Annotated in this window: 19 protein-coding genes; 7 read left to right on the top strand and 12 right to left on the bottom strand. The window is 62.8% G+C overall.

Translation table 11 applies throughout. The annotated features are described in order from the left end of the window. The first annotated feature begins 230 nt into the window (after nucleotides 1-230). The gene (tynA, locus tag ABLV54_RS06425) at nucleotides 231-2,498 is read left to right on the top strand and encodes a primary-amine oxidase (RefSeq protein ID WP_050534147.1); all 2,268 of its coding nucleotides are present in this window, start codon (nucleotides 231-233) and stop codon (nucleotides 2,496-2,498) included. 2 nt (nucleotides 2,499-2,500) lie between these two features. Here tynA and ABLV54_RS06420 read toward each other — a convergent pair whose 3' ends face one another. The 7 genes from ABLV54_RS06420 to ABLV54_RS06390 all read right to left on the bottom strand — a co-directional run bounded on the left by ABLV54_RS06420 (nucleotide 2,501) and on the right by ABLV54_RS06390 (nucleotide 8,985). After that, the gene (locus ABLV54_RS06420) at nucleotides 2,501-3,484 is read right to left on the bottom strand and encodes a zinc-dependent alcohol dehydrogenase family protein (protein ID WP_072096688.1); all 984 of its coding nucleotides are present in this window, start codon (nucleotides 3,482-3,484) and stop codon (nucleotides 2,501-2,503) included. 22 nt (nucleotides 3,485-3,506) lie between these two features. Further along, entirely contained in the window at nucleotides 3,507-4,325 is an 819-nt protein-coding gene (locus tag ABLV54_RS06415) for a phytanoyl-CoA dioxygenase family protein (protein ID WP_023289446.1), read from the bottom strand. 24 nt (nucleotides 4,326-4,349) lie between these two features. Beyond that, nucleotides 4,350-5,519, bottom strand: coding sequence for an acetylornithine deacetylase (argE, locus tag ABLV54_RS06410; RefSeq protein ID WP_050534145.1), 1,170 nt, complete (start codon nucleotides 5,517-5,519; stop codon nucleotides 4,350-4,352). Beyond that, entirely contained in the window at nucleotides 5,512-6,186 is a 675-nt protein-coding gene (locus ABLV54_RS06405) for a DUF1028 domain-containing protein (RefSeq protein ID WP_050534144.1), read from the bottom strand. The genes argE and ABLV54_RS06405 overlap by 8 nt, the downstream gene beginning before the upstream one ends. Beyond that, nucleotides 6,183-6,617, bottom strand: coding sequence for a RidA family protein (locus ABLV54_RS06400; RefSeq protein WP_004190423.1), 435 nt, complete (start codon nucleotides 6,615-6,617; stop codon nucleotides 6,183-6,185). The genes ABLV54_RS06405 and ABLV54_RS06400 overlap by 4 nt, the downstream gene beginning before the upstream one ends. 26 nt (nucleotides 6,618-6,643) lie before the next feature. Further along, nucleotides 6,644-7,900 carry an NAD(P)/FAD-dependent oxidoreductase gene (locus ABLV54_RS06395; protein ID WP_050534143.1) on the bottom strand — a complete coding sequence of 419 codons (1,257 nt, stop codon included), beginning with the start codon at nucleotides 7,898-7,900 and terminating at the stop codon, nucleotides 6,644-6,646. A 170-nt stretch (nucleotides 7,901-8,070) separates the two neighbouring features. Then, a complete protein-coding gene (locus ABLV54_RS06390; protein WP_004204026.1) occupies nucleotides 8,071-8,985 on the bottom strand; it encodes a LysR substrate-binding domain-containing protein in 915 nt (304 codons plus the stop codon). A gap of 488 nt (nucleotides 8,986-9,473) precedes the next feature. Here ABLV54_RS06390 and ABLV54_RS06385 point away from each other — a divergent pair, with 488 nt between their 5' ends. The 4 genes from ABLV54_RS06385 to ABLV54_RS06370 are packed head-to-tail and all read left to right on the top strand — an operon-like array spanning nucleotide 9,474 to nucleotide 13,484. Then, a complete protein-coding gene (locus tag ABLV54_RS06385) occupies nucleotides 9,474-10,994 on the top strand; it encodes an amino acid ABC transporter permease/ATP-binding protein (RefSeq protein WP_050534142.1) in 1,521 nt (506 codons plus the stop codon). 26 nt (nucleotides 10,995-11,020) lie between these two features. Beyond that, a complete protein-coding gene (locus tag ABLV54_RS06380; RefSeq protein WP_050534141.1) occupies nucleotides 11,021-11,893 on the top strand; it encodes a phytanoyl-CoA dioxygenase family protein in 873 nt (290 codons plus the stop codon). 23 nt (nucleotides 11,894-11,916) lie between these two features. Further along, the gene (locus ABLV54_RS06375) at nucleotides 11,917-12,747 is read left to right on the top strand and encodes an ABC transporter substrate-binding protein (protein ID WP_032452632.1); all 831 of its coding nucleotides are present in this window, start codon (nucleotides 11,917-11,919) and stop codon (nucleotides 12,745-12,747) included. Between the two features lie 5 nt (nucleotides 12,748-12,752). Beyond that, nucleotides 12,753-13,484 (top strand): class II aldolase and adducin N-terminal domain-containing protein, encoded by a 732-nt coding sequence (locus ABLV54_RS06370; RefSeq protein WP_032452631.1) that lies wholly within the window; start codon nucleotides 12,753-12,755, stop codon nucleotides 13,482-13,484. 17 nt (nucleotides 13,485-13,501) lie between these two features. On the opposite strand, the gene ABLV54_RS06365 is transcribed toward ABLV54_RS06370, so the two are convergent. Both ABLV54_RS06365 and ABLV54_RS06360 read right to left on the bottom strand, forming a co-directional pair. Next, nucleotides 13,502-14,392, bottom strand: coding sequence for an oxidoreductase (locus tag ABLV54_RS06365; protein WP_023289437.1), 891 nt, complete (start codon nucleotides 14,390-14,392; stop codon nucleotides 13,502-13,504). Nucleotides 14,393-14,516: 124 nt separating this feature from the next. Continuing rightward, the gene (locus tag ABLV54_RS06360) at nucleotides 14,517-16,016 is read right to left on the bottom strand and encodes an aldehyde dehydrogenase family protein (RefSeq protein ID WP_023289436.1); all 1,500 of its coding nucleotides are present in this window, start codon (nucleotides 16,014-16,016) and stop codon (nucleotides 14,517-14,519) included. A gap of 235 nt (nucleotides 16,017-16,251) precedes the next feature. Here ABLV54_RS06360 and feaR point away from each other — a divergent pair, with 235 nt between their 5' ends. Next, nucleotides 16,252-17,154 (top strand): transcriptional regulator FeaR, encoded by a 903-nt coding sequence (feaR, locus tag ABLV54_RS06355; protein ID WP_048297386.1) that lies wholly within the window; start codon nucleotides 16,252-16,254, stop codon nucleotides 17,152-17,154. On the opposite strand, the gene ABLV54_RS06350 is transcribed toward feaR, so the two are convergent. From ABLV54_RS06350 to ABLV54_RS06340, 3 genes are read right to left on the bottom strand one after another with little or no spacing between them, the layout of a single operon-like run. Further along, nucleotides 17,155-17,478, bottom strand: a complete 324-nt coding sequence (locus ABLV54_RS06350) for a YdbL family protein (protein ID WP_023289434.1) — start codon at nucleotides 17,476-17,478, stop codon at nucleotides 17,155-17,157. Nucleotides 17,479-17,485: 7 nt separating this feature from the next. Next, nucleotides 17,486-17,671: a YnbE family lipoprotein gene (locus ABLV54_RS06345; RefSeq protein ID WP_004204017.1), complete on the bottom strand. Its 186-nt coding sequence runs from the start codon at nucleotides 17,669-17,671 to the stop codon at nucleotides 17,486-17,488. After that, nucleotides 17,668-20,307, bottom strand: a complete 2,640-nt coding sequence (locus ABLV54_RS06340) for a YdbH family protein (RefSeq protein ID WP_050534140.1) — start codon at nucleotides 20,305-20,307, stop codon at nucleotides 17,668-17,670. The genes ABLV54_RS06345 and ABLV54_RS06340 overlap by 4 nt, the downstream gene beginning before the upstream one ends. 206 nt (nucleotides 20,308-20,513) lie before the next feature. Here ABLV54_RS06340 and ABLV54_RS06335 point away from each other — a divergent pair, with 206 nt between their 5' ends. Then, on the top strand, nucleotides 20,514-21,014 hold the full coding sequence (locus tag ABLV54_RS06335; protein ID WP_023289432.1) for a DedA family protein: 501 nt from the start codon (nucleotides 20,514-20,516) through the stop codon (nucleotides 21,012-21,014). The last annotated feature ends 17 nt before the right edge of the window (nucleotides 21,015-21,031 follow it).

Genomic DNA, 21,031 nt, shown 5'->3' with positions numbered 1-21,031 from the left:
CAGTCAGACCCGGACAGGTAGGCCGGGTAAGGCGCAGCCGCCACCCGGCACAAAATCGGCGCACGTGCTCCATGCCTCTGCGGAGGCATTTTTTACGTCCGTCTGGCAAACCTGACAAATAACCTGGCAGGAGCAAACAAACGCCCCGGCGCCGCGGGCTGGTAGCTTAAGGGTGACAAAGCCGACATTCGCAGCGGCAAAAGACAACACAACAATAAGATGAGGTCATCATGGCAAACGGCTTGAAATTTTCCCCTCGTAAAACCGCGCTGGCGCTGGCCGTGGCGGTGGTTTGCGCCTGGCAATCCCCGGTCTTCGCTCACGGCAGCGAAGCGCACATGGTGCCACTGGATAAAACGCTGGAGGCGTTTGGCGCTGACGTGCAGTGGGACGACTATGCGCAAATGTTTACCCTGATAAAAGACGGCGCTTACGTCAAAGTGAAGCCCGGCGCTAAAACCGCGATCGTCAACGGCAAAACCCTTAATCTGCCGGTGCCGGTGGTGATGAAGGACGGTAAAGCCTGGGTCTCCGATACCTTTATCAACGACGTGTTCCAGTCCGGTCTCGACCAGACCTTCCAGGTGGAAAAGCGCCCTCACCCGCTAAACTCGCTCTCGGCGGCGGAAATCAGCGACGCGGTGACCATTGTCAAAGCCGCGCCGGAATTCCAGCCTAATACCCGGTTTAGCGAAATTTCCCTGCATGAGCCGGATAAAGCGGCGGTATGGGCCTTCGCCCTGCAGGGTACGCCAGTGGATGCGCCGCGCACTGCCGATGTGGTGATGCTGGATGGCAAACAGGTGATGGAGGCCGTGGTCGATCTGCAACACAAAAAAATCCTCTCATGGACGCCGATCAAAGGCGCCCACGGCATGGTGCTGCTCGATGATTTCGCCAGCGTGCAAAACATCATCAACGCCAGCAGTGAATTCGCGGCGGTGCTGAAAAAGCACGGGATTACCGATCCTGGAAAAGTGGTCACCACCCCGCTCACCGTTGGCTACTTCGATGGCAAAGATGGTCTGCAGCAGGATGCGCGCCTGCTGAAGGTGGTCAGCTATCTCGATACCGGCGACGGCAACTACTGGGCGCACCCGATTGAAAACCTGGTGGCGGTGGTCGACCTGGAAGCGAAGAAAATCATCAAAATCGAGGAAGGCCCGGTGATCCCGGTGCCGATGGAACCGCGGCCGTATGATGGCCGGGACCGCAACGCCCCGGCGGTGAAACCGCTGGATATTACTGAACCGGAAGGCAAAAACTACACCATTACCGGGGATACCATTCACTGGCGGAACTGGGATTTCCACCTGCGTCTTAACTCGCGCGTCGGGCCCATCCTCTCGACGGTGACCTACAACGATAACGGCAAAAAACGCCAGGTGATGTATGAAGGTTCCCTCGGCGGGATGATCGTCCCCTACGGCGACCCCGACGTCGGCTGGTATTTCAAAGCCTATCTGGACTCCGGCGATTACGGCATGGGCACCCTGACCTCGCCGATTGTACGCGGCAAAGACGCGCCGTCGAATGCGGTGCTGCTGGATGAAACCATCGCCGACTACACCGGCGCGCCGACCACCATCCCGCACGCTGTCGCCATCTTCGAGCGCTACGCCGGGCCGGAATATAAGCACCTGGAGATGGGCAAGCCCAACGTCAGTACCGAGCGCCGGGAGCTGGTGGTGCGCTGGATCAGCACCGTCGGCAACTACGACTATATCTTTGACTGGGTATTCCACGACAACGGCACCATCGGTATCGACGCCGGCGCCACCGGGATTGAGGCGGTGAAAGGCGTGCTGGCGAAGACCATGCACGACCCCAGCGCCAAAGAGGATACCCGCTACGGAACGCTGATCGACCATAATATTGTCGGCACCACCCACCAGCATATCTATAACTTCCGCCTCGACCTCGACGTGGACGGCGAAAACAACACCCTGGTGGCGATGGACCCGGAGGTGAAGCCCAACACCGCCGGCGGCCCGCGCACCAGCACCATGCAGGTGAATCAGTACACGATCGACAGCGAACAGAAAGCGGCGCAGAAATTCGACCCGGGCACGATTCGCCTGCTGAGCAACACCAGCAAAGAGAACCGCATGGGCAACCCGGTCTCTTACCAGATCATCCCTTACGCCGGCGGCACCCATCCGGCGGCGACCGGCGCCAAATTCGCCCCGGACGAGTGGATCTACCATCGTCTGAGCTTTATGGATAAACAGCTGTGGGTGACGCGCTACCACCCGAGCGAACGCTATCCGGAAGGCAAATACCCCAACCGCTCCGCTCACGATACCGGGTTAGGCCAGTATGCGAAGGACGATGAGTCGCTGACGCACCAGGATGACGTGGTGTGGATCACCACCGGCACCACCCACGTGGCGCGCGCTGAAGAGTGGCCGATCATGCCAACCGAATGGGCGCACGCCCTGCTGAAGCCATGGAACTTCTTTGACGAAACGCCGACCCTCGGCGAGAAGAAACAGTAATCTTAACCCACGGTGAAATCGAGCAGGATTTTACCGCCTCTTCCCGGCTGGCCGGGGGCGGCAATCGCCTCCCGCCAGTCGTTCAACGCCACCCGCCGGGCCGGCGGTTGCGTGGTCGTCGGCAGCCGCTGCCAGATCTCGTCGAACGCCGCCCGCCATGCCGCCACGCTAAGGCCAGGCAGCGCCTCCCGCAGATGAAACTTGCGCACCGCCGCGCTGGCGCGCGTCTGGATCAGCGGCCGTCCGGATAATAAGCCATAGGAGATCAGGATCGACGATGCGGGCAGCACCGACAACAGCGTGTTCCCCAGCTCCCCGCCCACCGCGTCAAACACCAGATCGCTGTGCTGGCTGACCTTCTCCACCAGCGCCCGGTCGGCCTCGAGGATCGGATAGATCCCGGCCTGCTCCAGACGCGCCCGATGCTGCGGCGAGCGAATAATCCCGCTTACCGAACGGGCGCCCATGGCCAACGCCCACTGCCCCAGCAGGCTGGCGCAAGAGGAGGCGGCGGCGGTCAGCACGATCTGTTTCCCGGCAACCGGCCAGCGTCTGAGCATCAGCATCGCGGTCAGCGGATTGATATACCCGCGGGCGGCCAGCAGATCGTCCACCACCGCGGGAACCGGCACCAGCCAGGTCTCATCCAGATCGATAAACCGCTGCCAGGTGCCGCCCCCGCGCAGGGGCAGCACCCGCTGGCCCGCGGTCAGTCGGCTGCCGAACGGCGCGGCGACCACCTCGCCAAGGCCTTCGTAGCCGGGCACGGCCGGCAGTCGGGTACGGTGGCGATAGGCGCCGGTAATGGGGATCAGATCTGAGGGATTCACCGGGGCATAGCGCATCCTGACCCGCACCCGTCCGCCGGCCAGCGGCGCCAGCGGGGTGCGTTTCAGCGATAGCACCGCGGCCGGCGGCCCGTAGCGGTCATAAACAATGGCGTCATTGAACATCGACAGGCTCCAGACAACGAAAGGCGGGATCATAGCAGATCCCGTCCGCAGCCGCTTACGCCGGTGGCCAGACCTGGGGGAACAGTGGCGAATCCAGCGGGTCGCCGTCCCGCAGAGTCAGTTCGGGGAACGGCGGCGAGGTCACACCGCCGCGGTCGGCAAACGCGGCGTCATCCCCCACCCAGCGGGCGGAGAAGACCCGTCGCGCCCGCGCCCCGGGGTTGCCGCGGGCGCCATGGACGGTGCGAAAATGGAAGGCCACCGCGTCCCCCGGCTCCAGCGCCCAGCTGACGATATCGTACTCATCCTCATGGGCGTCGATATCCGGCAGCGCGCTGAACCGGGTGTGTTCGTAGAGTTTTGTGCCATTGAAGCGGGTGGGACTGTACTCCGCCTCCCAGCGATGCGACCCGCGAATGCAGCGCAGCGAGGTGACCTCCGCTACCGGGTCCAGCGGGATCCAGAAGCTGACGTTCTGCCGGCCGGAGACGCAATAGTACGGCTGATCATGATGCCAGGGGGTAACCGTGCTGCCTCCGGCGGGTTTGACCAGCGTATGCTCATGGAAAAATTTCGCCGTCTGCGACTGCATCAGCGCCGCGGCGATCTCCGCGGCCGCCGACTGGAAGACAAACTCGCTAAACGCCGGGATCCGCGACCAGTTACAGTAATCCTGAAAGAAAGGCGGCGAGCCATCTTTGGGGATCACCGTGCGCGCATGACCATATTCGCTGGGGCTGGCCATCAGCGCCGTGACCCCCTCGGCGAGGCGCTCAACCCAGGGGGTAAAAACGCCCTTCAGTAATACCACGCCATCCGCCTGCCAGCGGTCGACAGTCGCTTGATCGATATGGGGAGAGTGTTGATTGTGCATCGCTTGGGTTCCTGTGTGGGTGGATCAGGTAAGCGGTTCTGCGGGCTCGGCGCGCATCCAGGCGCACAGCTGGCCCAGCATCGTCATACAGCGTTCGGTCTGGTCGATGCTGATGTACTCATCGGCCTTATGGCCCTGGGCCATGCTGCCCGGCCCGCAGACCAGGGTCGCGACGCCCATCTCATCGAACAGCCCCCCTTCGGTGCCGAACGCCACGGTGGAAAACCGATCGCTGCCGCACCACTGCGCCAGCCAGCGGGCGAAGTCGGACTGCGGATCGCTGAGCAGCGGCGGGTAGTGGCTCAATAGCTGAAACTGGATGTCGCTCTCACCGCCGACCCGGCGCATCTCCGGCAGCAGCCGGCGGCGGGCGTAGGCCGCCAGCGCCTCGGTGACCGCTTCGGGACGCATCCCCGGCAGGTAGCGGATCTCAAAATCAAAGCGGCAGGACTGCGGGACGATGTTCAGCGCGGCGCCGCCCTGAATGGTGCCCACCTGCAGGGTGCTAAAGGGCGGCGAGAAGCGGCTGTCCTGCTGCCGGGCCAGACGCGCGCTCAGCCGATCCAGGCGGTTAATCAGCCTGGCCGCGTAGCGGATGGCGTTCACGCCCTGTGGGGCATAGGCCGAATGGCAGGCCTGGCCCTCGATACAGCAGCGCATGGCTAGTTTGCCTTTATGACCGAACACCGGCTGCATCTCCGTCGGCTCGCCTATGAGGCACAGCGCCGGTTTCTCCGGCGAGGCCTGCAGAAACGCCACCAGGCTACGCACGCCGAGACAGCCGACCTCTTCATCATAGGAGAAGGCCAGATGCAATGGCATGCGCAGCGGCGCCGCCAGAAAGTCATCCACTGCCGCCAGCACGCAGGCGAGAAAGCCCTTCATATCGGCGCTGCCGCGGCCGTAGTAGCGGCCATCGCGCTCGGTCAGGCTAAACGGCGGCACGCTCCAGTCCTGCCCGTCCACCGGGACCACGTCGGTGTGGCCCGAGAGCATCACCCCGCCGCCGCCGGACGGCCCCAGGCGGGCGTAGAGATTGGCCTTACCGCCCGACGGGTCATAAAAGCGGCGGGACGCCACGCCGCGGGCGGCGAGAAAATCGGCGATCCAGTCGATCATCGCCAGGTTCGAATGGCGGCTGGTGGTATCAAAGGCCAGCAGCGCGGCAAGGATCGCTCCCGGCGTGTTATTCATCGCCAGGCACGCCATAGGCCGGCGCCTCGCGCGGGTCGAGCGCCCGGGTAATATAGGCCTCCATTTGCGGCTCCCACGCCAGCCACAGCTGCTCAAGGGCCGCCAGCGGATCCGCCTCCGCCCAGTCAATGCGCAGGTCGACCACCGGCCATGGGTAATCATCCACCACCTTCACCGCCGCCGAGTGGACCGGGCCGGCCTCGCCCCCGGCGACGATCCCGGCGCGCAGCCCGGCCAGCAGCCGGCTGGCCAGCTCACCGGTGGCGGCCTCAAAGGCGCCCACCATCGCGGCGATCACGCCCTGACTGGCCAGCATATTGCCCGCCGCCACGCAGTTATTCCCCGCCAGGGCGCCGCCGATCCCGAGGGTGAACTCCCCGCTGAACACCGCTGTGTCGCCGTTGGCGTCAATCGCCGCCACCTGGCGATACTCGCGGAAGCGATCCTCCGCCAGAGCCTGCTTCATGGCCTGCTCAACGCTGGCCCCCGCCTCGATCGCGCTGAGGATCTGCGGCCCCAGCGACGGCAGGGTAATATTCTGGCTGGAAACCGCCCCCACGCCAGGCAGCAGCCACGGACAGCGCGACCCGACGGCCATGCTCGATGAACTAATGGCGATGCCCAACTGACCCGTTTCCGGGCAGCGGGCGGTAAGGGAGAGGGTCATTCTGCCGCCTCCCCCTGCCAGTCGTCGGGGATCACCGCCGTGACGTCAATCTCCATCAGCCACTGCGGCTGCGCCAGGGCCGACACCACCACCCCGGTGGAGATGGGGAAGACCCCTTTCAACCATTTGCCCACCTCCTGATAGACCGGCTCGCGATAGCGGGGGTCGATCAGATAAGTGGTGGTCTTGACGATATGCGAGAGGTCGCTGCCGGCCTCTTTCAGTAGCTGTTCGACATTCTTCATCGCCTGCTCCGCCTGGGCCCGCGGGTCACCGAGGCCGATCAGGTTGCCGGCGAAATCGGTGCCGACCTGGCCGCGAACGTAGACGGTATTCCCCGCCCGCACCGCCTGGCACAGATCGTTATTCAGCGCCTGGTTCGGGTAGGTCTCTTTGGTGTTAAACATGCGAATACGGGTATGGGTTGGCATCAAAGCACTCCTTCAGGAATCGGTTATCAGGACGGCTGGTAGCGCTGATACTGGCGCTGAATGGCGATCTGGTCGGCAATATATTGGGCATCGTGCCAGACGCCCCAGATAAAGGTGGACCCGCGCCGCGACAGCCACGGCAGGCCGAGGAAATAGACCCCCGGCTCCGTCGACACGCCGCGGTGATGCTGCGGCCGCTGCGCGTCATCGAAGGCGTTGACCTTCAGCCAGCGATAATCGTTGGTATACCCGGTCGCCCAGATGATGGCGCCGATCCCGGCCTCGGCCAGGTCGAGGCTAAGCAGCGGGTCGCTGACGCAGGCCGGGTCGGGCAGAAAGTCACGGGCGGAGGGCTCTTCGGGCAGATCCAAACCGTTGCGCGCGACCCAGTCGTCGGCGGCGTCGAGCAGCGCAAGATAGGAGGCATCGCCGCGGCGGATATTCTCGGCCAGGTCGGGGTGGAACAGCGCCCTGGCGCCGTCAAAGCCGCGAGTCTGCCCCACCAGGGTGACCCCCTGATGCGCCAGCTGGCGAAAATCGACGGTATGGCCGCCGCGCGCGCCGCTCACCGCGATAGTGACATGCTCTTTCCCCGGTGCATTGGCCGCGGCGTCCCACATCCCCAGCACGCCGAGCCACCAGCAAAAATCGCGCTGGCGATAGCGACGCGGCGGCCGGTCGTGCGCCCCCACCGACAGCCACACCGCGCGTCCGGCACGCTGTAGCTCATCGGCAATCTGCACGCCGGAGGATCCGGCCCCCACCACCAGCACGCCGCCCTCCGGCAGCTGCTGCGGATTAAAATAGTGCGCCGAATGGAGCTGCTGAATAGCCTCACTCTGCGGGGCGATGGCCGGGATCGTCGGGCGCTGAAAGGGTCCGGTAGCCGCCACGATCCGCTGCGCCTCAATTACCCCCTCGGAGGTGTCGACACGAAAGCCCGGCCGCCCGGCGAGGCGTTCGGCGCTGTACACTTCCACCCCGGTGCGGATCGGCGCATTGAAGCTGCGGGCATAGGCGGCAAAATAGTCCGCAACCTGCTCTTTGCCGACAAAGCTGTCCGGCGGGCAGTCAGGGAACATCATCCCCGGAAACCGATCGTGCCAGGCCGGGCCGTTGGCCACCAGCGAATCCCAGCGCCCGCTGCGCCAGGCCTGGGCAATACCCTGTTTCTCCAGCACCAGATGGGGGATATCCAGCCGGGTCAGATGCTCGCTCATGGCGACGCCCGCCTGCCCCGCGCCGACCACCAGGGTATCGATCTCGGTTATCTGTTCAGTCATTTCTCTATCCTTCAAGCACAGTTGCCGACGAGGTCGCCGGAATTGACGGCTTTCAGGTTATTTAACTGTGACGAATTGGTAAAATATTATAAAACGATCGACTGAATAGAATTTTACGAGGCTGAGTGGCGACAGAAAAAATAACGCCTGCCGGATCGACAGGCATTATTTCAGCCGTGAGAGGGGGTTAATTCGATACTGCGACAATAATCCATAAACAGTTGCGTCGGCCGCGTCGGTTCATTATTAGCGAGGTGCGCCATAATTAAGGTTGAGGCGGGCATGTCGTCGGCAATATCCCGCTGCACCACCCTTTCGCCATCGTAGGTCATATCGCAGCAGGGCCGGGTGACCAGCACCGAAAAACCGAGCCCCTGGCCGACCATACAGCGCACCATTTCGATAGAGGGGGAGCTGTAAGCCACTTCCGGGTGATAGCCCTTTTCCTTAAAGATGGAGATGAAATAATTTTTACTTGGGACCGCATCGAGGAGGATCATCGGCTCGCGACTCAGCTCCTGCAGCGTCACCTGCGCCTTTTGCGCCAGCGGATGCGCGGCGGGCAGCAGCGCGTAGGGTTTATGCGGAGCATTAAGCCGCTCTTTATTGATCGAGTGGCCGAGCTCCAGATCGTAGACCAGCGCCAGGTCGAAGCGGCCGCGGTGCAGGCCATGCATCAGCTCATGCTGTTCGCCGTCATACAGATGCAGCGTAATTTCCGGATAGCATTTCTTAAACCCGGCCACCAGCTTCGGCATATACAGCGGGGCCACCGACTCAAAGCAACCAATGGAGATCATGCCAGAAACCAGCTCCTTATCCGCTCGCGAATTCTGCTCAAATTCCCACGACAGGCGCAGCAGCTCCTTCGCTTTATCGTAGATCCGCCGACCGCTGGAGGTGAGCGAGACGCCCTGCGCGTGGTGGCGAATAAACAGCTGCTGGTCGAAGGTGCTCTCCAGATTCTTAATGGCAATGGAAATCGACGGCTGCGCAATGTGCAGCTGGCGGGAGGCCTCGGCGATACTCTCCGTCTCCACCACGGTGACGAAATATTTGAGCTGCTTCAGGGTAAATCGGTTCATAGCATCACCATTGATAAAATATGGTCCGGCGCACGCGGGGAATAGTTTTCCTCTAAGTCCCAAGCAATCCGCGTGCCACCCGCGAAGAATGGCGGCGCATTGCCCGCCAGGGGGCGATATTATTTTTTCTCCTCCCGCGCCGGCGCGGTTTATTTCTCCGTTTGCACCATCATGCATCACGCTGCACATTGAGCAGGCAGCGGTCGCCCCAGTTTCGCGCAAAATAACCTGTCTGCATAAAATGGCGTTATTGAATTACAGCTATTGTTTTTAAATTGTTTACGTAAAGTATCCTGATAATCACTTTAAATTCCATATCGTTAATAACGCTGTATAGTTTTTTTAAACTTAAAGACCAAAAATTTACTAATTGCCTCTGAAAGCATCCTGCCAGCATAGTGTATTCGCACGATGAACACCGGCGGCTCCCCATTAATGCACAGCCGAGCCGCTTTCATTTAGGTTAATTATGACGAGTGAAATAGCCCATGACGTTTAACTGGAACTACATGTTAAGCCTGCTCAGCGATGCCGATTTTTGGTGGGCCACCTGGACCGTCATTAAATTAAGTCTGCTGACCTGGGGCTGCAGTATTGTGCTCGGATTTGTTCTGGCGCTGGCTAAACAGTCGCCGCGCGGCTGGTTATCCACCCCTGCCCGGCTGTATATCTGGTTATTTCGCAGTATGCCGCTGCTGGTCCTGCTGATTTTTGTCTACAACATGCCGCAGGCGCTGCCCTCCTTCGCGCCGGTGCTGAACGACCCCTTCTGGGCCGGCCTGCTGGCGATGGTCCTCAGCGAAGCGGCCTATATCGCCGAGATCCATCGCGGCGGGCTGCTCTCCATCCCCCGCGGGCAGAGTGAAGCCGCTCGGGCCCTGGGTTTGCGCTACGCCGGGATCCAGTGGCGGGTGATCATTCCCCAGGCGCTGCGCGTCGCCCTGCCGGCGCTGGCCAATGAGTATATCGCCATCGTGAAGCTCAGTTCGCTGGTGTCGGTGATCTCCCTGACCGAAATATTGATGGTCGGCCAGCAGCTTTACTCGCAGAACTTTCTGGTCATGGAGACCATGACCGCCGTGGCGTTTTATTACATCTTTATCGTCACGGTGTTCGATTTTCTGCTGAAACGGCTGGAGAACTACCTCGATGTCACCCGACGCGACACCGCCCGGCCGGTGGATGCCGAGATGCAGCAGTTGGCGACCGCCCGCCGCCCGGCGATGGCGCGCAGCGTCTCCCAGGGCCATGAGCCGGCGCTGCAGGCCTCTAAGCTGCATAAGGCCTACAACAACGTCGAAGTGCTGGGGGCGGTGAGCCTGCAGATCCAGCCCGGCGAAGTGGTGTCGGTCATCGGCCCGTCGGGCTCGGGAAAAACCACCCTCATTCGCCTGCTGAACGGTCTTGAGCAGATCGACAACGGCGAAATTCAGATTAACGGCCAGCCCTTTATACATCTCGACCGCCAGGGGCAGCAGAAGCCGCGCTTTATGGAGAATGCCGAACACCGTCTGAATATCGGCATGGTGTTCCAGAGCTTCAACCTGTTCCCGCATCTGACCGTGTTCGGCAATCTGCTGCTGGCCCCGCGCTATCACCATCTGGCAAGCGACGCGGAGCTGCGCCAGCACGCCTGCGAGCTGCTGCACAAGGTGGGCATGCTGGAACACGCCTGGAAGTATCCGCACCAGCTCTCCGGCGGTCAGCAGCAGCGGGTGGCAATCGCCCGCGCCCTGATGATGCGCCCGCAGATCATGCTGTTCGATGAGCCCACCTCGGCGCTGGATCCGGAAAAAGTGAATGAGGTGCTTCAGGTTATCGAATCCCTGGCCCATGAAGGCATCACCATGGTCATCGTCACCCACGAGATGAACTTCGCCTTCAAAGTGTCTGACCGGATCGTGTTTATGGAGAAAGGCCGGGTGGTGTGCGATGACACGCCGCAGGCGATGCGCAGCGGGCAACACCCGCGGGTCGAGGCCTTTCTGAAAGATGTTTCTCTGGCTTAACTATCGGGACGTGAAGAGGAAAAACTATGATTGCGCAGTGGCAAATTGAGCAGTTTCATCAGCAGGGTTATCTGGTGGTCGAAGGGGTGCTTTCCGCCGCCGACATCGCCACTCTGCAGAGCGATTTTGACGGCTGGGTCGAGGAGAGCCGCCGCCACGCGTCGGCGTGGGGGGAAACCCTCGACGGGCGGCCGCGTTTCGATATCGAGCGCGACCATGCTCCCGACCATCCGTCGCTGCGCCGGGTCGCCTCCCCGACGGAGATCTCCGAGGCGTATCGCCATACTGCGCTCAACTCGCGGATGACGACCATCGCCGCGCAGCTGATCGGCGGCAGCGGCACCCGCTTTCACCACAGCAAAATTAACTCCAAGCTGCCGCACACTGCCACCGAGGTGAAATGGCATCAGGATTTCCTCTTCACCCCGCACAGCAATGACGACATCATCACCGCCCTGCTGATGGTCAGCGAGGTGACGCCGGAGAATGGCCCGCTCAACGTGGTGCCGGGCAGCCATCAGGGGCCGCTGTGGTCCCACTGGCAGGAGGGGCGCTTCACCGGAGCGGTGGATGACGAGGTGGTGACGACTCACTGCCAGCAGCCGCAGGCCTGTTTTGGCCCGGCGGGCTCAGTCTGCTTTATGCATACCCGCCTGCTGCACGCCTCCAGCCCCAACGAAACCACCCTGCCGCGCACCCTGTTCATCAGCGTCTACGCCGCCGAGGATGCGCTGCCCTTCGGCGAAAACCCGCTGCCGAGCCGCCATGCCGGCCAGCTGGTGGCCGGGGAAGAGAGCGGTCTGGTGCGCAGCACCGATAACCAGCTTCGTCTGCCGCAGAAGCCGCGCGGCGCTTCGTTTTTTGTTCAGCAGGCCGGTGCCGATCGCGCCAGCATGTAATTCGCCCACACTCCGGAGGTTTTATGACACGCTTTTTCGCACCACGCCCGCTGGCTCTGCTGCTCTGCGCAGCGGGGGCTCTGACATCCCTGAACGCGCTGGCCTTCCAGCAAAGCGGCAAAATCACCGCCGGTTCGGACATGACCTTTTTCCCTTACGAGTATATGGAGAACAATAAGCCGGCGGGGTTTGATATTGAACTGCTCGACGGCCTGGCGAAGAGCATGGGCCGCGAGGCGGTGAATATCGATACCCGCTTCCCCAACCTGATCCCCGGGCTGCAGGGCGGGCGCTTCGATATCACCAACTCGTCGATGTACATTACCGCCGAGCGCCTGAAGGTGATCGACATGGTGCCGTACCTGAAAAGCGGGGAAGCGATCCTCGCCCGTAAAGGGAGCGACTATCAGCCAAAGACCCCGGAAGACTTCTGCGGGCATAAAATCGGCTCGATGGGCGCCACCTCGTGGCTGGCGCAGTTGCAGAAGCTTTCCGCCGACTACTGCGTGAAGAAGGGGCTGAAGCCGATTGCGCTGAGCGTCTATACCACCGACCCGCAGACCACCCAGGCGCTGCTGTCGCGCGCAGTGGATGCGCAGATCACCGACGCCGCCGTGGCGCGCGGGGTGGTGGAAAAGCTGGGCGACCGGGTGGTGATCGCCTCTGACACCCTGATCTATCCGGTGCTGAACGGCTTTGGCGTTAAAAAAGGCAACACTGAGGTGAAAACCGCCCTTGAAGAGGCGCTGAAAAAATACAGCGCCACGCCGGAATACGCCGCTCTGCTGAAGAAATATCACTTCCAGGCGCCGACGGCAGAGGATCTGCAGACCCTGATGCCAAAAGCGGAGTAATGCCCATGCGCGATACCGATGAAGAGCAGATCCGCATCGACCTGGCGGCCACCTTTCGCATCATTGCCCATCTTGGCATGCATGAGGCGGTGGCCAACCATTTCAGCGCCGCGCTCTCCGCCGACGGGAAGACGTTTTTACTGAACCCGAAGTGGAAACACTTTTCGCGCATCCGCGCCAGCGATCTGCTGGTGCTGAACGCCGATGATGAAAGCTGCGCCGCGCGCCCTGACGTCGATGCCACCGCGTGGGCTATTCACGGGCAGATCCATCAGCGGCTGCCGGACGTGCGGGTGGTGCTGCATCTGCACCCGGTGTACACCACCAGCCTCGCCTGTCTGGCGACGCCGCAGATCCTGCCCATCGACCAGAACACGGCCCGCTATTTTAACCGGGTCGCCGTCGATACGCTGTACGGCGGGATGGCGGACACCGCGGCAGAAGGGGCCCGGCTGGCGGGGCTGCTGGCGGATAAACGCCGTCTGCTGATGGGCAACCACGGGGTGCTGGTGACCGCCCCGACCATCGGCGAAGCGTTCGACGATATCTGGACCCTGGAGCGCGCCTGTCAGATCCTGATCACCGCCTGGTCAACCGGCCAGCCGCTGAAGGTGCTGTCAGACGCGGTGGCGGAAAAAACCGCCCAGGACTGGGAGAAGATTGCCGATTTCTCCCGGCAGCACTTTGCCGAGATGAAGCAATTGATGATCGACCTCGATCCCTCCCTGGTGGACTAACCCCGCGCCAGCCCGGGTCAGCCCGGGCCGTCGCTGGCCGCCGCCAGCAGCGGCACGATAATATCGCTGAGCGGCGTCGGTATGCCGTGCTGACGCCCGCGACGCTGCACCACCCCGTTACGAATATCCCACTCCAGCGGTCGGCCATGCAGGCGATCGATCAGAATAGAGGTGCTCAGGTCGGCAGGCGCCCGATGAAAACCGGCGATGATCTCCTCCGGCACGCTGTCGCTCAGGACGGCCCCTTCCGCCCGCGCCACCTGCAGGCATTCGCGCAAATAGGCCAGTCCGAGAGCGGTGATCTCCTCCCGGGCGAACATCCCGGCGCGTCGTCCGGTCAGCACCATCAGTCCGGCGACGGCGTTCTGCAGCAGTTTACGCCAGGCCACGGTGGTAAAATCGGCCGCCAGCTCCACCGCGCAGCGGGTTCCCGCCAGCGCCTGCTGCACCCGCTCCGCCCCCGGCAGGTCCGGCAGCGTCAGTCGCGGCGCGGCGCGCAGCCAGACGGAAGCATCGGCGTCGCGCTGCGCCGGAAACCAGACCACCGACGGCAGCACCGTCGCGCCGCCGGTCAAAGGGGCAAACTGCTGGCGCTGCTCGACGCCGTTTTGCAGCACGCATACCACGGTGTCCGGCGAGCACAGGGCCGTCAGCCAGGGGGCGATAGCCTCCGTCTGGGTGGCCTTCACCGCGACAAACACCAGGTCGAAGGGGGCGGCTATCGCCGTCGGGTCGGTAAGCACCGGGCCGGGCACCACGATCTCACCCTCATCAGTGCGCAGCACCAGCGACGAATGGGCAGTGCGCCCGCAAACCACCGGCGCCCTTCCCACCGCAAACAGGGCGGCGGCGATAGTCGTGCCGATGGCGCCGGGACCAATTAGTGCAACCTCAGGAAATGCTGTCATGCCGAAGACCTCCTCATCATTCACCGCCCTGCGCGGGCAAAAATTGCCCTCCACAGTAGCGAGAAAGCGCGGAGGTCGGCAAGCGGGATGTCGGGAAAAGCGATACGCCTTCCCCGACGGAGGGCTAGTAACGCACGCAGACCGATTTGGTTTCGCACCAGCCGTCGAGCCAGTCCGGGCCGAAATCGCGACCGGTACCGGACTGCTTCATGCCGCCGAACGGCAGGTTGGCGTCAATCAGGGTATGGCTGTTGACCCATACCGTCCCGGCCTGCAGGCGGTCGGTATAGTTGAGAGCCTGGGTCAGGTCGCGGGTCCAGACGCTGGCGGTCAGGCCGAAATCGCTGTCGTTGGCCAGGCGCAGCGCCTCCTCGCCGTCAGCCACCCGCACCAGGTTCACCACCGGGCCAAACACCTCCTCGCGGGTAAGGCGCAGCCCGGCGTCCGGGTTGACCACCAGCGTCGGCGGAATATAGTACCCCCCGGCATCCGGCCCGGCGCTGCCGCTGATAAGCTCCGCCTTCTGCTGGCGGGCCTCTTCGAGGTAGGCCGCCACCTTGTCGCAGTGGGCCCGGGAGACCACCGGGTTGATCTGCGCCGTCTCCTGCATCCCCGGTCCCACCTGCAGCGATTTCACCGCCTGCTCGAAACCGCTGACCAGGGTGTCAAACAGCGGCGCTTCAATGTAGATCCGCGAACTGGCGGCGCAGACCTGTCCCTGGTTGAGGAAGCTGCCGGTCATCAGCCCCTCAATGACCCACTGGGGATCGGCGTCTTTGAGCACAATCGCCGGGTTCTTGCCGCCCAGCTCCAGCGTCACGCGGGTCAGTCGGTCGGCGGCCACCCGCGCAATCTGTTTCCCGGTGGCCGTCGAGCCGGTAAAGCTCACCTTCGCCACTTGCGGATGCGAGGTCAGCGCCGCGCCGCAGCCGGCGCCGCTGCCGGTGACCACGTTGAACACCCCGTCAGGAATGCCCGCCTGGGTCGCCAGCTCCGCCACCCGCAGCAGGGTCAGCGGGGTGGTTTCCGAGGGTTTGATGACGATCGAGCAGCCCGCCGCCAGCGCCGGCATCACCTTCCACATACCGATCATCAGCGGGAAATTCCACGGAACGATGCCCGCCACGACCCCCACCGGCTCTTTTTTGGTCCACGCCTGGTAACGGGCCCCTTGCGGGAACGGGATCGAGACGTCCAGCGTCCGGCCGCTGATTTTGGTGGTCAGCCCCGCGGTGTAGCGCATCCAGTTCAGGGTGCAGCCGACCTCGAAGGCGCGGGAGATGGCGATGGATTTACCCTGCTCAAGGGTCTCCAGCTGCGCCAGCTCCTCGCCGTGCGCCTCCACCAGATCGGCAAAGCGCAGCAGGATGCGCTCACGGTCGGCCGGGGTGCGACCGGCCCAGCGGCGATCGACGAAGGCGCGCCAGGCGGACATCACCGCCCGGTCGACATCCGCCGGGCTGGCGTCGGCGGTGGTGGCGATCGCTTGCCCGGTGGCCGGATCCCAGACGGTTAACCGGTTTTCGCTCTGCGCGGCGCAGGGAGCGCCGTCGATATACAGGCCATGCTGACGGTCTAAAAACTGCTGGACGCTGGCAAGCAGCGCTATCTGAGAGGTGGACATACCCTTTCCTTATTCTTCGCGGATAGTGCTTTCAGTCTATGTCCGGTTGGCGGCTGGCGCTTTTTTCTCTGTGACATTCGTTTGCGCCGCTGTGACAGTCGCCGCAATTCCGTCGCCTGCCCTGACAGAAATGTGCCGCAGGTAATAGTTCTTTCATATACCCGCCATCGCGCCCTTGCCTGAGGCGGCATAAATGCAACAATGCAGAAACATTATTATTACAGGAGAACGGCGAATGATGACCACGGCTGAGGGGGGGCTGGCCTACCAGCGCTGGCTGGCGACGATCAATCAGGTCTGCGGCCATTTCGCCGCCCGGCCGCTGGAGGGACGCTTTCACGGCGAGATTGACGCCCGCTACGCCGGCAGTCTCAAAGTCAGCACGGTCACCGCCGCCGGCGTCAATCTCTACCGCACGCGCAATGAGATCAAACGCGATAACGACGCCTGGTTCTATACTGTGTTTCAGCTCGCCGGCGAAGCGGTGATCGAACAGGACGATCGCCAGGTGACCCTGGCGGCGGGGGATATCACGCTGATCGACGCCGCCCGCCCGTGCTCTATCGTCTGGCAGCAGACTTCGCGTCAGGCTTCGCTGCTGCTGCCGCGCCAGCGGGTGGCGCCGACGGGCGAGATCGCCACCGCCTGCCGGCTGGACAAGTCTCTGCCGATGGTGCAGCTCAGTCAGCGCCTGCTGCTGGAGAGTATGGGCGGCACGACGCTCTCCGCCAGCGAGAGTGAGGCGGCGCTGGACGCGATCGCCTGCCTGTTGCGCCCGGTGCTGCGCCAGCGCGAGCCGACCCCGTCCCGGCGGGACCAGCAGTTTCAGAAGATCATTGCGTTAATCGACGCGTCCATTCAGTCGGAACACCTGCGGCCGGAGTGGCTGGCCAGCGAGACGGGAATGTCGGTGCGCAGCCTCTACCGGCTGTTTGCCGACAAAGGGCTGGTAGTGGCGCAGTATATTAAGAACCGGCGGCTGGATCTGTGCGCCCGGGCGTTACAGAACGTCCATGACGACGAAAAGCTGGCGGGGATCGGCTACCGCTGGGGCTTCAGCGACCACAGCCATTTCTCCACCGCCTTTAAGCAGCGCTTCGGCGTCTCGCCGGGCGAATACCGTAAGCGCTGCCGCTAACTATTTGCGCAGCCACTGGCCGTTCAGCCCCTGAACGTACTCCCCGGGCTGAGCGCGGGCCACCAGCTTCTGTCCGGCCATTTTCGCTACCTCATCCACCGGCAGATTGTTGTCATCCGCCAGCTGCTGGTAGCTTTCACTGCGCGCGGCGTTAATCTGTTTCACCAGCGCCAGCGTCTCTTTATCCTGACGCAGCGGCGCCAGATAGCCGTTCAGCGTCTCCCCCACCCGCCCCTGCTGGCGCGCTTCGTTCAGGGTCAACGCCAGCGCGGGCGCGCTGAGCAGAGTCAGCGCCAGCGCTGCGGTTAACAGTCGTTTTCTCATCGTCGCCTCAGAACAAATCGCTGCGGGATTTCAGCAGGTTTTCCACATCCTTATCGACCTTGATATGGATCTCATGCTCAATTTTGACATTCATATTGATGGTGATGGGCTCTTTCGACGCCGCAATTTCGATACGCGGCGTACAGCCGGCGAGCAGCATCGACGCCACGATGGCCAGTAACAGCTTCTTCATTTAGGTTCCTTACATGTCTTACCGTCCGTACAGCGCTGCACGGGCAGCGTGGCATTTTGCTCAAGCCACGCCTGTAAATTGTCGCCGAAGCGTAAACTGCGCCACAGATCGAAAATATTCTCCTCATGAGCGTAGTTTAAATGCACGGTACTGCTTTTCCCGTCCACCCGGCTGGTGCCGTTGATGGCGGCCTTAAGCGTCAGCACGCCCAGATTGTTGAGGTTAATCTGCGTCGATGAACGGGAGATCTCCATATAGCGCAGCCAGTTGATCGCCGCCCCGGCGGAGACGTTGTCCGCCACCAGCGCATCGGCGGTGTCTTTATCGAGCCGCAGCGTCATCGGTCCGTCATTGCGCAACCAGCCGTCGTGGATAATCCATTGATTATTCTCCAGCCACAGCGGCAGCGCGCCGCTCACCGCCCCGGACATGGCGAACTGCTTCACCTTGACCGCGCTGGTCAGTTCGCTGCTGGAGATGTGCTGCAGACGGATCAGCGCCGGGTCGCGCTGCGGCATGCGCAGCTGCAGCAGGGTCAGCTTGCCGCCTAACAGGTCGACGCTGACGTCGCTAAGCTGCAGCGGATTGGCCTCGCTCCATGGCCAGGTGCCCTGCAGGTCCGCCGTCAGGTTGCGCGCGGTGACCTGGTTGACGATTTCGCCAATGCGCAGGGAGACCGGACGGCGGGTGCCTAGCTGCCAGTGGCCATCGCTGAAGCGGAACGGCAGAACGAAGTCGACGCCATTGATCTGGTTATCCGGCATCCAGGCGCTGCCGCCCTTCAGGACGCCATGACCGCCCGCCTCAAATCCCTGCCCGGCTGCCGCCGAGAAGGCCACCTGCGCATAGAGACTGCCTTCGCGCAGGTTCATCTTCCAGTCCGGCGGCACCAGCGGCTGGAATACCGTCAGCGACTGTTTAGGCCACCAGGCCTGGCCGCGCAGCCGTTCGCCATCCCAGCGCCCGGTCAACCGCACCGGGCCAATGGTATCGGCGTGCAGCGCGCCGGTGAACTGGAACCACGTCGGGTCCCGGCCGTCGACAGCGAATTTCAGCGTCGACGCCGGGAGATAGCTGCCGCCGGAGAAGGTGGTTTTTGCCGCATCCAGCGACAGCGCGCCGGTCAGCCGCGGATGCTCAGCGTCGCGCAGCCAGCGAATCGGCTGCTCGAGGGTCAGACGCGGCGTGCTGACCCGCATCGTGCCGTACTCGAGCTTATCGAAGCCAGTGGAGAGGCTGCTCAGCGTAATGGCATTGTCCCGCCACTCACCGCTGCCCTTCACATCCCAGCGCGCCTGCATTGGCGTGAAATGCCCCTCGCCCCAGTAGCGCCACTGCCAGCGGCCGCTGTCGGGCAGAAAATCGTTCGCCAGGCCGTCCAGGTGCAACGTAAAGTCGCCCATCTGCTGCTCATGGGCGCGGAGGATCGCCTGCAGGCGGCCATCGACGCCCTGCTGGGTGACCTTCACCCCGGCCAGCGGCCAGCGGATTTCGTCAATGTTCAGCGCGTCGATCACCCGCCCGCGCGAACGCAGTAGCGCCCCGGGGTGAAACGCCAGCTGCGGGCTGACCAGCGACCCGCTGAGCTGGGCCGGCAGCGCGGCGTAAAAGATCATCTCCCCCAGCTTGGCCTCGCCGGTGAGCCGCAGCGGCAGGTCGCTGTTATCCATACTTAACTTGCCCGGGCCGATATTCAGCACCGCGTTGCCTTTGCCGGCATGCCCCTCGGTGAGCACATTTAAGCGGCCGCTGACGATCATCTGTTCCGTGCCCTGCTGCCAGTTACCGACCGACAGCGCCACGCGGCCGCTCAGCGGATACGCCTCGTAGCGGATGCGCCAGCGTCCGTCGCTGATGGTGATCCGTTCCGGGGTGATCTCCCACGGCAGGTCGAGAATAGGCTCCACCTCGCCGCGCGGGGTGACCAGCAGCTGGCCGCGATTATGCTGCCACGCCAGCTCGGCATCGATCCATTCTGCGGTCTGCGGGAATTCGAAGGTGCCCTGCATCTGGCCATCCACCGGCAGGCCATCCGGCACCAGCGGCAGATGGAAGGTCCCCACCAGCTTCACCGGCGGCTGATCGTCAGTCAGCCGGGCGCTGAACTGGCTGACAGTGAGCGCCTGGCCGCGCAGGCGCGCCTGCAGGCTCAAATCGTTTCCGGCGAAGCCAATATCCTGCTGCGCAGGCGTCAAGGACATCACCAGCCGCCCCTGCCATTTTTCCCACGGCGACAGCCGCAGGTTCTCAATGGTTAACCAGCTGTAGGGCAGCATTGATTGCCATTCGGCGAGGGTGCGCGGCGACCCCGGCGCGGGATCGCTGGCCGGCAGTTTGCTCAGGCAGGCGCTGTTGATCTCCAGCTGGCCAATATGCAACCGCCAGCGGCTGGGGCGCGAGAGACGGGCATCGGTCACCCGGGCGAGTTCACAGTCGCCCACCAGATAGCGTAGATCGGGGATCAGCAGGGCGGAGCGCGTAAGACACGGGCTCTCCTGCAAAGCGATATGAGTACCCACGGGCAGCCAGATGCCCGCCAGCGTCGGCACCCAGTGGGTCAGCGTCAACAGCAGGGTTAGCGGCAGTAACACCAGCGCTAACACCAGCGCGATGGCGGCTTTATATTTACCCTTCATGGGCAGTTAATATCCTGATTCAACATAAGTAAAAGCCGAAAGGCGCCCATTGTGACACGTTCGACCAGTGAGTGAAAGTTTGCGACCTGTTAAAGCATAGTTGCCAGCCGGTATCGCGGCGCGGCGATCGCTCGTCACTATTTAGCTTTTGTTTAAGCGCTACCTGCCACACTCCAGCCAGTTCGGTTTTGCTTGCGGGAGAGACAGTGTCGTTAATTATCTCGCTCATTGAGAGCGCACAGGGCCACTATCCATTGGTATTACTGATGGTTTTCCTGCTCACTTTCACTAAATCCTGCGCGCTGGTGTCGCTGGCGATCCCGGGCACCTCCGGCCTGCTGCTGCTGGGGACATTCGCGTCCGCCAGCCTCGGTCATTTCCTCTTAATGTGGTCCAGCGCCAGCCTCGGCGCCATCGGCGGATTCTGGCTCTCGTGGTGGTTAGGCGTTCGCTATCGTCACCGCCTCACGCAGTTGCGCTGGCTGACCGCCGAGCGGCTGGCCCGTAGTCGACTCTTTTTTCAGCGCCGCGGGCTGTGGGCGGTCTTTTTCAGTCGTTTCCTCTCTCCCCTGCGCGCCACCCTGCCCCTGGTCAGCGGCGCCAGCGGCCTGCCGCTGTGGTCGTTTCAGCTGGCTAACGTCACCTCCGGTCTGCTGTGGCCGTTTCTGCTACTCTCCCCCGGCGCTTTAAGCCTGAGTTTATGGTGAAAAAACTTTGTCTTTCA

This window comes from Klebsiella sp. JB_Kp042 (genome assembly GCF_040065275.1).
Lineage (GTDB): Bacteria > Pseudomonadota > Gammaproteobacteria > Enterobacterales > Enterobacteriaceae > Klebsiella > Klebsiella quasipneumoniae.
This window is presented reverse-complemented; position numbering and strand designations above follow the sequence as displayed.